Annotated in this window: 14 protein-coding genes and 1 riboswitch; of the genes, 6 read left to right on the top strand and 8 right to left on the bottom strand. The window is 29.8% G+C overall.

Going from position 1 to position 13,540, the window contains the following annotated elements:
* Positions 1–5 precede the first annotated feature (5 nt).
* From IPH62_08770 to IPH62_08755, 4 genes are all read right to left on the bottom strand, one after another.
* A complete protein-coding gene (locus IPH62_08770; protein ID MBK7105363.1) occupies positions 6–203 on the bottom strand; it encodes a hypothetical protein in 198 nt (65 codons plus the stop codon).
* Between the two features lie 66 nt (positions 204–269).
* Positions 270–1,043 (bottom strand): HAMP domain-containing histidine kinase, encoded by a 774-nt coding sequence (locus tag IPH62_08765; GenBank protein ID MBK7105362.1) that lies wholly within the window; start codon positions 1,041–1,043, stop codon positions 270–272.
* A 58-nt stretch (positions 1,044–1,101) separates the two neighbouring features.
* Positions 1,102–1,320: a hypothetical protein gene (locus IPH62_08760; GenBank protein MBK7105361.1), complete on the bottom strand. Its 219-nt coding sequence runs from the start codon at positions 1,318–1,320 to the stop codon at positions 1,102–1,104.
* Positions 1,321–1,648: 328 nt separating this feature from the next.
* Positions 1,649–2,140 (bottom strand): hypothetical protein, encoded by a 492-nt coding sequence (locus IPH62_08755; protein MBK7105360.1) that lies wholly within the window; start codon positions 2,138–2,140, stop codon positions 1,649–1,651.
* A 261-nt stretch (positions 2,141–2,401) separates the two neighbouring features.
* Between IPH62_08755 and IPH62_08750 the strand changes: the two genes are divergently transcribed.
* A complete protein-coding gene (locus tag IPH62_08750) occupies positions 2,402–2,899 on the top strand; it encodes a response regulator (GenBank protein ID MBK7105359.1) in 498 nt (165 codons plus the stop codon).
* Here IPH62_08750 and IPH62_08745 read toward each other — a convergent pair.
* From IPH62_08745 to IPH62_08730, 4 genes are all read right to left on the bottom strand, one after another.
* Positions 2,896–3,768, bottom strand: coding sequence for a ParA family protein (locus tag IPH62_08745; protein MBK7105358.1), 873 nt, complete (start codon positions 3,766–3,768; stop codon positions 2,896–2,898). The two genes, IPH62_08750 and IPH62_08745, sit on opposite strands and share 4 nt — an antisense overlap.
* A gap of 166 nt (positions 3,769–3,934) precedes the next feature.
* Positions 3,935–4,687, bottom strand: a complete 753-nt coding sequence (locus tag IPH62_08740) for a succinate dehydrogenase/fumarate reductase iron-sulfur subunit (protein MBK7105357.1) — start codon at positions 4,685–4,687, stop codon at positions 3,935–3,937.
* Positions 4,687–6,594 carry a fumarate reductase/succinate dehydrogenase flavoprotein subunit gene (locus IPH62_08735; GenBank protein ID MBK7105356.1) on the bottom strand — a complete coding sequence of 636 codons (1,908 nt, stop codon included), beginning with the start codon at positions 6,592–6,594 and terminating at the stop codon, positions 4,687–4,689. The genes IPH62_08740 and IPH62_08735 overlap by 1 nt, the downstream gene beginning before the upstream one ends.
* Before the next feature lie 2 nt (positions 6,595–6,596).
* The gene (locus IPH62_08730) at positions 6,597–7,271 is read right to left on the bottom strand and encodes a succinate dehydrogenase cytochrome b subunit (protein ID MBK7105355.1); all 675 of its coding nucleotides are present in this window, start codon (positions 7,269–7,271) and stop codon (positions 6,597–6,599) included.
* Positions 7,272–7,634: 363 nt separating this feature from the next.
* On the opposite strand from IPH62_08730, the gene IPH62_08725 reads away from it, so the two are divergent.
* The 5 genes from IPH62_08725 (at position 7,635) to IPH62_08705 (ending at position 13,493) form a co-directional block, all read left to right on the top strand.
* Entirely contained in the window at positions 7,635–8,153 is a 519-nt protein-coding gene (locus tag IPH62_08725; protein ID MBK7105354.1) for a PAS domain-containing protein, read from the top strand.
* A complete protein-coding gene (locus IPH62_08720; GenBank protein MBK7105353.1) occupies positions 8,128–9,810 on the top strand; it encodes a methyl-accepting chemotaxis protein in 1,683 nt (560 codons plus the stop codon). The genes IPH62_08725 and IPH62_08720 overlap by 26 nt, the downstream gene beginning before the upstream one ends.
* Before the next feature lie 33 nt (positions 9,811–9,843).
* Positions 9,844–10,317: a chemotaxis protein CheW gene (locus IPH62_08715; GenBank protein MBK7105352.1), complete on the top strand. Its 474-nt coding sequence runs from the start codon at positions 9,844–9,846 to the stop codon at positions 10,315–10,317.
* A gap of 21 nt (positions 10,318–10,338) precedes the next feature.
* Positions 10,339–11,268: a hypothetical protein gene (locus IPH62_08710; GenBank protein ID MBK7105351.1), complete on the top strand. Its 930-nt coding sequence runs from the start codon at positions 10,339–10,341 to the stop codon at positions 11,266–11,268.
* 33 nt (positions 11,269–11,301) lie between these two features.
* Positions 11,302–11,482: riboswitch (cobalamin riboswitch) on the top strand.
* Between the two features lie 100 nt (positions 11,483–11,582).
* On the top strand, positions 11,583–13,493 hold the full coding sequence (locus IPH62_08705; GenBank protein ID MBK7105350.1) for a TonB-dependent receptor: 1,911 nt from the start codon (positions 11,583–11,585) through the stop codon (positions 13,491–13,493).
* Positions 13,494–13,540 lie beyond the last annotated feature (47 nt).

The following is a 13,540-nucleotide window of genomic DNA, read 5'->3' as shown; positions in this document are numbered from 1 at the left end:
AGCTGTTATTGAGTAGCTACAATTTTGTAACTTTTTTTAAATTTCTCCGCATTACAAAACTCCAAATAAAAGTGTGATGCACTTTTATCTTCCTTTTTCTCCACTATTTGCGCGGAAAAACCTTGAGCAGTATGTCGATCAATTAACAACTTAAAATATTTAGAGGCAATTCTGTTTGCTTCTTCAAGAGTGATGTTGGTCATTAAGTCTCCTGAGTTAATAATTTTTCAGAACAACCGTAGATGATTATCGATATGTTCTATAAAAAATTAAATTAATTTTGCAAGTGGAAGTTCAATTATTACTTCAACACCTTCATTTAATTTGCTTTTCAGTTCAATTTTACCATTATTAATTTTTAATAATAAATCAGCTAAAATTAAACCCAGACCAGTACCTTTTATCCTATTTGCAGAATTTAATGTTATATCTTCATTAACTTTAAATAATTTCGACATTTGTTGTTCTGAAATTCCAACTCCAAAATCCTTAATAATGATTTTAGCAGATTCATTAAACTCATCAATTATACAACTAATTAAAACTTTTTCACTATTTCCGGAATGTATAACGGCATTTTCTAAAATATAGTATAGAATTTTATTAAAAGATTCGGAATCCGCTTTTACATAAATTTGTTGTTCGCAATTAAATATAGGATTCCGTGTATTAAGTTTCTGAGTTATTAATTTTATTGAATTATTTATCTGCTCTTTTAAATCTAAGTTTTCAATATTAATTTTTACTTTACCGGTTTTATAGTAAATCCATTCAAAAAATCTTTCCAAATATTTATTTGTAAAATGCGCAGATTTTAAAATTTCATTTAGATAAAATTTTCGTTCCTCATCATCAAGCTGTTCATAATCTTCAAAAAGCAAATCTGAAAAGCCCAATAATGTTGTAAAGGGATTTTTAATATTGTGAGATATAATTGAAAAAAATTCGTTATTCTCTTTTGATGCCGGAATTCCAGCACTAAGTTCTGAATTTGAATTTTCAAAATCTTTAATATTTGTCAAACTTTCAAAATAACTTTCCATTATATTGCTTTCATTAATTGTTAATTTTTCTGTTAGACATTTATTTCTGCTGCTCTGTTTAATCTTGGAAAAAAATATTTTCGATGTAAGTCTTTAGCTTAATTTGCTGCTCTTCGTTTACGTATCTTTTCTCAATAACTTTATTACACCTCATTAAGATTTTTTTGAAATTGCCGTTTCTTCTACTCTCTTCAGGTGTTTCCCTAATGTTAAGTTCCTTCTCTACTTCCTGCAATAAAATATATGCAGATAAAGAAGTTTCGTAAGATAGCTCCATTATTAATACTCCCCATTGTTAATTATGAAACTTGCCGGTTTTGTTAATTTGTTTGTTATCATTTTTGTGGTATTTATTTGCAATAACTATACCAAGCAAACTGTAAAATTTTTCTAAATAAATTTTTAATTTTTTGGTGAGTTTTTACTGGTAATATTGAAAAATAATTTCGAATTTTGCTCAAAAACGAAATGCGTCAATTTTAATTTACAAATTTAATTGTACATTTTATCCATTTTTGAAGCATGATTTTTGAGATTTTAAAACTATTGTGCCTCAATTTGAAATAGGATTTTGGCAATTTACCGTAGTTCATTTTATAAGAATTTTAGTTTTTACTATTTTCTGAAACAGCAACTTCTAAAATTGAAACCGGAACATAATATTTTTCAATTAATATAAGTTTGGAATTAAGAATTGTTCTTATCGCTTCGTTGTTTGTAGTTTGGTCAATTAATTTTTGCCGCAAACTTGGCGGAGTTTTAATTAGTAATGATAAACTTAACACAATAAAATCAATAAGCATTTCTTGTTCTTCGGTAAGTTTAGAATTTTTTGTCAGCAATTTTTTCTTAAAATCATTTTTAATTGAGTTTATTATTTCAACCGCTTTTGTTTCGTTTGGTAATTTATTGTCGACTAATAATTCTTTCACATTCTGCTCATTAAAAATCTCCACATACTTTTCAATTGATTCAAGAAAAGATTTATATTCAAGAGAAATTTTGTTAATCAATTTTGAATTTTTTCTTTCGTTATAAACCAAATAAATAACCAAAAATACAATTAAAGAACTAAGCAAAATATTTATGTTTTCCATAATTCACCAAAGTAAAAATTTATCTGCATTAATATAACACAACATTAAACAATTTTGAAGTGCTCTATGTGTGCTGAGACACAACTCCGCATTAGTGTTTTCTATTATTTTCAGCTAAAGATTAAGGCAAATAAAATTTATTTTTGATAAAAATTTTGGTGAATTGAAGAAAAATAATAGTTCATCTTTTTGCTAAAATATTTGCTTTCGTTTTTGAATAGGAGTAAGAATTTATTAAATTTTATCATTGCGGAGTACAAAATGTTTAACGTATTATTAGTAGAAGACAACAGCGGAACACAAATTTTACTTAAGAATATTCTTAAAAGAAAATTTTACTGCAATGTATATACTGCAAAAGATGGAATTGAAGCATTGAAACTTGTTCCTATCAGCAAACCGGATTTTATACTTCTTGATTATATGATGCCGAATATGGACGGTTACGATTTTCTTAAAGAATTACGACAAAGAAAAATGCACAGAAATATTCCCGTAATTGTAATTTCTGCTGTAAATGAAAAAACTTCATTAAATAAAATTTTAGCATTAGGTGTAAAAGATTACATCTTAAAACCATTTAATATTGAATCTACTTTGGAAAAAATTGCTAAAGTTATGAATGAAAGAAATAAAGATCTTTCTTTAAGTGTGAAAAATCTTGAATCGAGAGTTACCTTACTTGAAAGACAAAATAAAACTCTTAAGAAATTAAATTCTGAAACTTCCTTAATTGATAGAAGAATTTTTCTCAATTAAACATTGATAGACATAATTTCTTGGGTGTCACTTTTATTTTCTTTTTCGTGATCATCCAAAAAATCTAAATGATCAAATCCGGCAATTCCCATTAGATGCAATGTTTCATGTTTTTCAATTAACTCTTCTGCCAATTTTATATATGATTTTGATGCTTTTGATTCTGCATGAAAAATTATGATTGGTTTATTATAAAAAGTAGATTCTGCAACCTCAGTATTTTTTGGAATTGTAGTTTTAAAAACCAAATTAGGATATTTTTCATACAATTCTTTTTTTGCATTAAATGCGGCTCTGGTATTCATTTCGTACATTGTTAAAAGTAATCCATCAACTTGTAATTTTGGATTTTCATACTTTTTAATTTCGTTCACAAAATTCATCATTTTATCAACAGCTTCTAAAGAAAATTTTGAAGATTTTACCGGAATTATTAAATAGTCGGAAGCAATCAAACTATTAATTGTTGAGCCATATAAAAACGGCGGACAATCAATAATCACATAATCATATTTATGTTTTACTTGATCTACTGCATTTTTTAAAACACTTTTATCTGCTGTAAGTCCGTTAAAAACTACTTCTTCATCATAATTAATTTTAGCAAAAGGAATGATTTCCAAAAATTGTAATTCAGTTTTATGAATTACCGAATGAACGGATTTTGTCTTTTTGTACAAATCCAGAACATTACCAAAAATTTTGTCTTCATCATATCCAAATGAAGAACTTGCGTATCCGCTTGGATCAGCATCGAAGAGTAATGTTTTTTTATTTTGAAGTGAAAGTGCAACTGCAATATTGACTGCCGTAGTAGTTTTTCCTACTCCCCCTTTTGGAGCAGCAACAGAAAGTACAATATTGTTCATATTTTATATCATTTTTTGAAGTTCATAAATAGATAAATTAATTTTTAATGCTAAGAATATTATGAATATATAGACACACCGCTTGTGACTAAAATCACATTTTATAAATTCTCTTAAAAAAATTAAGATCTAAGTTATTATTCCCCCATTTTGAAATTTTGTTACTCTAAATAAAAATTGATTTTATAAAATCTCTATTCATTCTTGCAATGTTTGATACAGAAATTCCTTTGGGACATTCAGCTTCGCAAGCATAAGTATTTGTACAGCTTCCAAAACCGGCTTCATCCATTGCTGCAACCATTGCTTCAACTCTTTCAAATCTTTCCGGTTGACCTTGCGGTAATAATGCAAATTGTGAAACTTTTGCACCGACAAATAACATTGCTGAAGAATTTTTACACGCAGCAACACAAGCTCCGCATCCAATACATTCCGCAGCATCTAAAGCTAATGAAGCAATTTCCTTAGAAATAAGAATAGCATTTGCGTCCGGGGCGCTTCCGGTATTGAACGAAACATATCCACCAGCTTGCTGAATTTTATCAAATCCGCTTCTATCAACAATTAAATCTCTAATAATTTTAAATGCACTTGCTCTAAACGGCTCAATAAAAACTGTATCGCCATTTTTGAAATTTCTCATATGCAATTGGCATGTTGCGGTTTTTGGTAATGGTCCGTGCGGGTGTCCGTTTACTACTAATCCGCAAGTTCCGCAAATTCCTTCACGGCAATCACTTTCAAATGCTATTGGAAGTTTTCCTTCTTTTTCTAATTTATTATTTAAATCATCCAACATTTCCAAAATTGATGCATGGGGTGAAACCGAAACTTTAAATTCTTCAAAATTTCCCTTTGAAGTTTCTGATTGCTGACGCCAAATTTTTAATGTTAAATTAATATTCGAATGTGCCATTATTTGTAACTCCTTGTAGCTAATTTAACATATTCAAAATTTAATTCTTCTTTATGAAGATTCCATTTACCGGTTTTTTCATATTCCCAAGCTGAAACGTTAGCATATTCATCATCGTTTCTTACGGCTTCACCATCTTCTGTCTGATATTCTTCTCTAAAGTGAGCGCCGCAAGATTCATTTCTGTCTAGAGAATCTATTGCCATTAATTCACCAAGTTCAAGAAAATCTGCAACTCTTCCGGCTCTTTCTAATGTTTGATTTAAATCTTCACTTTTTCCAACAACTTTTACATCGTTCCAAAACTCTTCTCTCAAATCACTTATTGATTTTATAACTTTTTCTAATTTTTCTTTTTCTCTAGACATACCAACATCGGCAATTAACAATTCGCCCAATTTTCGATGAATATCATCAACCGTTTGTTTGCCATTTATAGAAAGCAATTTATTAGTTGAATCTTTTACACTTTTTTCAACTTCTTTAAATTCGCTTTTTTCAACAGAAACTTTTTCGGGTTTTTCACTTGCAAAATAATTACTTAATGTATATGGGATTACAAAATATCCATCTGCCAAACCTTGCATTAATGCGCTTGCGCCAAGTCTGTTTGCGCCATGATCAGAGAAATTTGCTTCGCCTAAAATAAATAATCCATTAACTGTGCTCATTAAATTGTAATCAACCCAAAGTCCGCCCATTGTATAATGCGGTGCCGGGTAAATCTGCATTGGAACTTTGTACGGATTTTCTCCAGTAATATTTTCATACATTTCAAAAAGATTTCCATACTTTTCTTTAACTGCGGGTTGACCAATTCTCTTAATTGCATCTGCAAAATCTAAGTAAACCGAGCGTCCGCCATTTACTCCTTTTCCTTCATCACAAACATATTTTGCACTTCTTGAGGAAATATCTCTTGGTGCCAAATTTCCAAATGACGGATATCTTCTTTCCAAATAATAATCTCTTTCATCTTCCGGAATATTATCCGGACTTCTCGATTCTCCAACTTTTTTAGGTACCCAAATTCTTCCGTCATTTCTTAAACTTTCGCTCATCAAAACTAATTTGGATTGTCCTTCGCCATGAAGCGGCAAAGCAGTTGGATGAATTTGAGTGAAACACGGATTTGCAAAAAGCGCGCCTTTTTTATGCGCCCGCCAAATTGCCGTTGCGTTACAATTCATTGCGCTTGTAGAAAGGAAAAATACATTTGAATATCCGCCGGTAGCAAGAATTACTGCTTGTGCAGAATAACTTTCTATTTCTCCGGTTATTAAATTTCTTACAACTATTCCCTTTGCCTTTCCATCTACAATAACAATATCAAGCATTTCTCTGCGATGAAACATTTGAACATTTCCATCATGAATTTGTTTATTAAGCGAACTATATGCCCCAAGTAACAATTGCTGACCCGTTTCTCCTCTTGCATAAAAAGTTCTTGAAACTTGAGCTCCGCCGAAAGATCTGTTAGCTAAAGTTCCGCCGTACTCTCTTGCAAATGGAACTCCTTGGGCTACACATTGATCAATAATATTGTTGCTGACTTCTGCCAATCTATGAACATTTGCTTCTCGTGAACGGAAATCTCCGCCTTTAACTGTATCATAAAATAATCGATAAACAGAATCACCATCATTTTGATAACTTTTTGCAGCATTAATTCCGCCTTGTGCAGCAATTGAATGAGCCCGTCTCGAAGAATCATGATATGTAAATGCTTTAACTTTATATCCTAATTCACCTAAAGTTGCAGCAGCAGATGCGCCGGCTAATCCGGTTCCAACTATTATTACGTCATATTTCCTTTTATTAGCGGGATTTATAAGTTTCATATTAAACTTATGGTTTGTCCATTTCTCAGAAATGTTACCTTCGGGAATTTTTGAGTCTAAGTTTATCATTATTTACCTCCCAATGAAGCTATAAAAAAGAATACCGGAATTGCAGCAAATCCAATTGTCATCGCAATAGCGATAATGGTTCCAAATTTTTCTATGAGTGATGTATATTTTGTATGGCGTAATCCGAATGTTTGAAATGCACTTTGGAAAGCATGATTAAGATGAATTCCCAAAGTTACCATTGCAACAAAATAAAAAATCGCAATTATTGGATTTGCAAATGCTTCTTGAACAATTGTATAAAAAGGAAATTCAACATTTAAATTATGTGCATCAAAATTGAATGATTTCCAAAATGTTGAAAGATGTATTACGAGAAAGGCAAAAATAAATAATCCGGTTACGGTCATATATCTTGAATAAAAAGTGCTATTCTGCGAAGATGCATCAACCGCATACTTTAGCGGTTTTGCTTTCTTGTTTTCAAAATATAATTTTAATGCATTATATATATGAAGAACAAAAATTGCCAGTAAAATAATTTCAACAATTCTTATCAGTGGTTTAATTGATTCAAGCTGTTCAACATTTTTGTTGAACAATTCTGGTCCAGCGAAAAGCAATAAATTATTAATTAAGTGAACAACAAGAAACAGCATTAAAGATAATCCTGTAACCGCCATAATAATTTTTTTTCCAATGGAAGAATTTAAGCGATCTAAAAGCCAGCTCATTAATTACCTCCTAAGTGCAGATTGATTTCGTTTAATTGTTTATAAGAATAAGTAAAATTTTTGAAAGGATTCAAAACAGACCTAATAGTATAATTTATAGCATAAAGATAATTGAAAGCCATGTTATATTCAAATGAGTGTTAATAATTATTTTATTTCTTATATAAATTTTAATATAAAAACTATAAAGTATTATTAATTAACCGTTTCACCTGACTAAAACTCTTGAATTTATAAATTCTCCTATAACCCACTTTGGAAAATTTTTAAACTATGCAATTTTTCTTGCGATAATTTTATTCAGATATATACTTACTCAGAATAACTAAAATTTTAAACAAACGATTGCCTAATGGAGTAGAAATGCGACAACAAATTCATCCAACAGAAGTTGAAATGGTAATGCGAGATGATGATTTTATAGTCTCTAAAACAGATACGAAAGGTGTAATTAATTATTGTAATCGAATTTTTATGGAATTTGCAAAATATGATGAACAAGAATTACTTGGGCAACAGCACAATATTGTGCGCCATCCGGATATGCCCCGATGTATTTTTAAATTGTTATGGGATACTTTACAAGATAAAAAAGAAATAAATGCTTACGTAAAAAATATGGCTAAAGACGGCTCATATTATTGGGTTGATGCAAATGTTACACCAGTAATGGATGATAGAGGTTTAATTCAAGGTTATTACTCAGTAAGAAGAAAGCCAGATCCAAAAAAATTAGAAAAAGTGAAAAAAATATACAGTCTTTTAAGTTCCGAAGAAAAAAAATATGGAACAAAAGAAGGATTGGTTGCTTCTGAAAAATTATTAAACAAAATGTTAAAGGATGAAGGTAAAACCTATGAAGAATTTATTTTCGGTTTATAAGTTCACTTCCGTAAAAGGAATGATCTATAATCGTGCAATTATTATTGGCGTTTTGATGTTTTTATCAACTGCAATTCTTTTACTTAAACTTAATGAGTTAAATACAAAGTCAGATTCTTTATGTAATTATTATGAACAAGTTGTAAAAGGTAATCAAGAATATTCTAATGAAAAAGTTGAAGAGTTAAAATCCACATCTCCTGTTATTTCAATAGTCTTTTGGAGTAGTTTAGTTTTTCTTTCGATTGTTCTTATTTTAATCGCAAATCAAATAATTAACTATATACTTAATTCAATTACGGTTATTGAACAGCAAATAAGATATTTGCGGAACGGCAATTTATCTGAAAGAATTACACATATAAAATTTAAGGATGAGTTTGGAAAAATCTGTTGGGATCTTAATGATGCAACTGATCAATTTGAAGCATTGGTTAAAGAATTACTAACATCAATCAATTATGTTTCGCAAAAAAAATATTTTAGACCAGTTCTAACAAAAGGTTTAAAAGGTTCTTTCTCAATTAGGCTAAATGAAGCTGATTCATTATTAAGGAAATACTCACAAACATTAATTAAAGAAAAAAATGATATTGAACAAAAAGCTTCAGAATTATTAAAAGCTATGGATAAGTTTTCAAAAGGTGATTTAACAGAGCAATTAAATGTTGAAAATGATCAAGAGTTAATGGGAAGATTGTACACTGGATTTAATAATTCCGTTACAAATATTAATGACATGGTTAATCATTTAAATGAAGCAGTAAATTCAACAATTAACGCAAGTACACAAATTGCAGCCGCAATTGAAGAAATGGCTGCTGCATCAGAAGAACAAAGCAGACAAACAAATGATATAACAACCGCTGTTGATGAAATGCTTAAAACCGTTTCTGAAACTACAAAAAATACTTCTACCGCGGCAGAATCTGCAAGAAATGCAGGATTTTTAGCTCAAGAAGGAAGTGATGTTGTTCAAAAAGCTGTTAATGCAATGGGACAAATAGCAACAATAGTTTCTCAAGCTTCAATAAAAGTTGTGGGATTAGGTAAAGACAGCGATAAAATTGGCGAAATTATTAAAGTAATTGATGAGATTGCAGATCAAACAAATTTACTTGCTCTAAACGCTGCAATTGAAGCAGCAAGAGCCGGAGATCACGGAAGAGGTTTTGCAGTAGTTGCCGATGAAGTTAGAAAACTTGCCGAACGAACTTCAAAATCTACCGAAGAAATTGCTTCAATGGTTCAGCAAATTCAAACCGCAACAACAACAGTTGTTAAATCAATAAATGATGGAAATAAAGAAGTCGAATCCGGAATTAGTTTAGCAGAAAGTGCCGGCAAAGCAATTCTTGATATTGTAAATACAACTAATAACGTTGTTGATGAAATAAATCAAGTTGCAACAGCAAGTGAAGAACAATCTTTAACATCGGGACAAATTGCAAAAAATATTGAAGCCGTTAACAATGTAATTTCAGAAACTTTACTTGGAATTCAACAAACTGCTCGCGCTGCCGATGATTTAAATAATATGACAGCTAATCTGCAAGAATTAATTAGCCAGTTTAAGATTAAGAAAAATCATTCATTTAATGAAAGATTTTCGAATAAAGTAAAACACAAATCACATGATTTAGTTGATGTTCATTAAAGAAATATTGCGAAAAACAAATGAGGTTTTAAAATGGAAAAAGCTACAAGTACAACAATAATTACAGATGAACTTTTACAGCTTGTAAGTTTCAAGATTGGCGATGCTGAATTTGGGGTTGATATTCTTAGAGTTCAAGAAATTAATAAAATGATGGAATTAACTGTTGTTCCAAACACTCCAATATTTATTGAAGGAGTTGTAAATCTTAGAGGAAGAATTATTCCGGTTTTAAATTTAAGATCAAGACTTGGATTGGAAGTGAAAGAATACAATTCGGAAACAAGAATTATTGTTGTTGAAATTGAAGATAAAACTATTGGATTTATTGTAGATGAAGTTAAAGAAGTCTTAAGAATTCCCAAAAGCATAACTGAAGCTCCGCCGGAAATTGTTACCGGTGTTGATTCTGATTATATAACTGCAATTGGTAAATTAGAAGATCGATTAATAATTTTACTTGATTTAACTAAAGTACTTTCTTCATCAGAAATGCATTCCCTTTAGCAAAAAGGAGTCTCGATAATTATGTTCTTTAATTCTGAAGATAAAATTAAGACAATCACAATTTTGATAAAAGAAAAAGATCAAACTATTATCAAATCTATATTGGATTTTTTGAAAGATAAATACAAAGATTTTTCTGTAATGAAATACCGAACCGGGAAAATCGGCGAAGATGTTTTAGTATCTTTTAAAGTTAATCATAATTACTACCCAAATGTGCTTGAAAAATTTGCCTATAATGATATTCCGGTTATTATAAAAGACCAATCGGTTATTGATTATATTGATGAAAAGAAAGAATTAAAAGTACAGAAACTTAGAGCGCGCGGCTGGAAAGAAATTGGTGTTCACATAAAACAAATTACTTTCCAAGAACTCGACCAACTAATTAGTGAAGGCAGAATTAAAGAAGTTGCAAAAGAAGCAAAAGGCGGAGTTGGAACAAACTCAGAGATAGTTCAGAAAGCTAAAAATTCACTTACACATACCGTTGATGTTGCAATTGAAAATTTAATAAGATATGCAGAAGAAAATCCTACAAAAAGACAAAATGCAATAAATGAGCTTTTGGATATTGCAACAGATTCTGATTTAAAACTTTTCCAAAAAAGAAAAGAAATGATAAAAGCCGGTGAAGCTGCCATTGCACTTGCAATAAACCATGAAGATCTTTATGATAATTTAATCTCTATCGCAAACAATAATAAACTTGAAAATATTTTGAATGTAAAATCTACAATTTATCTTTCCGGAATTATTTTAAGCATTGATGAAAATAATCAAGAATTAGATTCGGATAAACAAGTTGAACTTCCGGATGTTGTAAGATTATTAAATACGCGCTGGCTAAAAATTGCTTTTGAAACTGTTCAGAGCAAACTATCTGAAGAAGAAAAAAATAATTTTAATGATTTAATTTCTTTCATTGAGCAAAAAAGAAAAGTAGCATAAAATTCTACTTTGAATACTCAGCCAACTTCGCTACTTTTGAGCACAATTTATGGTGCAATTAGCATAACAGGGAAATCGGTTAAAATCCGATGCTGCCCCGCAACTGTAATGAACATATAAGTCTTTAACATTTTGCCACTGTCTAATAATTTTAGATGGGAAGGCGTTAAAGATGTTCAAAGCCAGGAGACCTACCGTAAATTTTAATTAATTTACCTTCGAGGGCGAGGCTAATTTACAGTATTTTATTCTGTAGTTTTTTCTTTCAAAAACCTTCGAAGTTACAATTCTTAATTTTTTAAGGAGTAACTTCAATGAAAAAAATATTTTTAACAATTCTAATTTTTTCTACAACAAAAATAATTTTATCTCAAAATAATTTTTCCAATACTGAGTTAAACGAAATTGTTGTAACAGCAAATAAGTACGAAACTTCTTTATTTAATACTGCAAGTTCGGTTTCCGTAATTTCTTCTGATGATATTTTAAAAATGCAGAGTAATTCTGTAGTTGAATTGTTAAATAATATTCCGGGTTTAACAATTGTGCAGCAAGGCGGAACCGGAAAACTTTCCTCGGTTTTTATGAGAGGTGCAAACTCAAATTTTGTTTTAGTAATGGTTGATAATGTTGAAATAAACGATCCGTCATCGGCGAATAACGCATTTGATTTTTCATCACTTTTAGTTTCTGATATTGAAAGAATTGAAATTGTTCGAGGTCCGCAAAGTACTTTGTACGGCTCTGAAGCTGCAGCCGGAGTAATAAATATTTTAACCAAAACCGGAAATGAAATTCCGGGAATAAATTTAAAAGCAGAAGGCGGATCAAATAATTTTTACAGTGGAAATATTTCCGCAAAAGGTGAAATTATTAATTTAAATTACTTTGCAAATTTCTCACGAATTCAAACCGATGCTGTTTCATCAATAAAAGGCAATGATTTTGAAACCGATGGATTCAAAAATAATTCTGCATTTTTAAAATTGGGCTATGAATTGAGTAAAATGTTTGATCTAAATATTTCGTATAAATTTACAAAAAGTGATACGGAGCTTGATCAATCTTATGCCGGCGGAGATGATCCAAATTTTTCTTCGGATTTTGAAAGCCATTTGTTCAACTCAAAATTTAATTTGATTTTTTTCGATGGAGATTGGGAAAGTTCATTCAACGCATCATTTTTTAAAAATCTAACTACTTCTTTGGATAAAGTTGATAATTATAATCCGTTCACTTCTTCAAATAGTTTTTATGATGGAAGAAGAACTACTTTTAATTGGCAGAATAATTTAAAGATTGTTAAGAATAATATAATATCCATCGGCATTGATTCTAAAATTGATCAATCAAACTCTACATATTTTTCCGAAAGTGAGTACGGACCGTTTGAAAGTAAATTTCCAAAAGAAAGTTTAACAACAAACGGAATTTTTATTCAAGATATGTTTTCAATGAATAATTTTTCATCAACTGCTGGAGTAAGATATGATAACAATGAAAAATTTGGCTCAATATTAACGTATAGATTTGCTCCGATGTATTTTATTGAAATTTCAAATACAAAGTTAAAAAGCTCGTTGGGAACTGGCTTTAAGGCTCCTTCACTATTTAATTTGTTTGCTCCGTATTATGGTAATTTAGATCTTAAACCGGAAAAAAGTTTTGGCTGGGATTTAGGTTTTGAACAATTTTTGCTTAACAATAAAATTTCAGTAGGATTAACTTATTTCAATATTGATTTCAAAGATATGCTTGGTTACGATGAAAATTTTAGAACAATAAATATTAATAAAGCAGTAAGTAAAGGAATTGAAGCTTCGTTTGAATTGTATAATTTTTATGGAATAAATTTAAATGCCCAATACACATATAATGAAACAAACGATATAAGTTTTAAAGAACTTGAAAATCAACAGTTAATAAGAAGACCAAAAAATTATTTCGCAATTGATTTGAATTATCAAATAAATACTTTATTTAATGCGGGCTTAAATGTAATTCACAGCGGAACTAAATTTGATAATGACTTTTCAACATTCCCAACAACAAGAGTTATATTAAGTGAATATACGCTTGTTAATTTGCGGACTTCATATCAAATTCTTGATTACTTAAAATTATTTGGAAGAATTGAAAATTTATTTAACACTGAATATGAAAATATTTTGAATTACGGAACTTTGGGACGATCTATTTATTTGGGTTTCGACGTAAATCTATAACAATTTAAAGATGCGATCTTTTAAAAAGATCGCATCTTTAAAAATAT

It is taken from the genome of Ignavibacteriota bacterium (assembly GCA_016708125.1).
GTDB lineage: Bacteria > Bacteroidota > Ignavibacteria > Ignavibacteriales > Melioribacteraceae.
This window is presented reverse-complemented; position numbering and strand designations above follow the sequence as displayed.

Bases quoted from the DNA above. Each gene is read 5' to 3' on its own strand.
- IPH62_08730 (MBK7105355.1), bottom strand. From the start codon at position 7,271: ATGAGCTGGCTTTTAGATCGCTTAAATTCTTCCATTGGAAAAAAAATT.
- IPH62_08765 (MBK7105362.1), bottom strand. From the start codon at position 1,043: ATGGAAAGTTATTTTGAAAGTTTGACAAATATTAAAGATTTTGAAAAT.
- IPH62_08710 (MBK7105351.1), top strand. From the start codon at position 10,339: ATGTTCTTTAATTCTGAAGATAAAATTAAGACAATCACAATTTTGATA.
- IPH62_08740 (MBK7105357.1), bottom strand. From the start codon at position 4,687: ATGGCACATTCGAATATTAATTTAACATTAAAAATTTGGCGTCAGCAA.
- IPH62_08755 (MBK7105360.1), bottom strand. From the start codon at position 2,140: ATGGAAAACATAAATATTTTGCTTAGTTCTTTAATTGTATTTTTGGTT.
- IPH62_08715 (MBK7105352.1), top strand. From the start codon at position 9,844: ATGGAAAAAGCTACAAGTACAACAATAATTACAGATGAACTTTTACAG.
- IPH62_08725 (MBK7105354.1), top strand. From the start codon at position 7,635: ATGCGACAACAAATTCATCCAACAGAAGTTGAAATGGTAATGCGAGAT.
- IPH62_08705 (MBK7105350.1), top strand. From the start codon at position 11,583: ATGAAAAAAATATTTTTAACAATTCTAATTTTTTCTACAACAAAAATA.
- IPH62_08760 (MBK7105361.1), bottom strand. From the start codon at position 1,320: ATGGAGCTATCTTACGAAACTTCTTTATCTGCATATATTTTATTGCAG.
- IPH62_08720 (MBK7105353.1), top strand. From the start codon at position 8,128: ATGAAGAATTTATTTTCGGTTTATAAGTTCACTTCCGTAAAAGGAATG.
- IPH62_08745 (MBK7105358.1), bottom strand. From the start codon at position 3,768: ATGAACAATATTGTACTTTCTGTTGCTGCTCCAAAAGGGGGAGTAGGA.
- IPH62_08750 (MBK7105359.1), top strand. From the start codon at position 2,402: ATGTTTAACGTATTATTAGTAGAAGACAACAGCGGAACACAAATTTTA.
- IPH62_08770 (MBK7105363.1), bottom strand. From the start codon at position 203: ATGACCAACATCACTCTTGAAGAAGCAAACAGAATTGCCTCTAAATAT.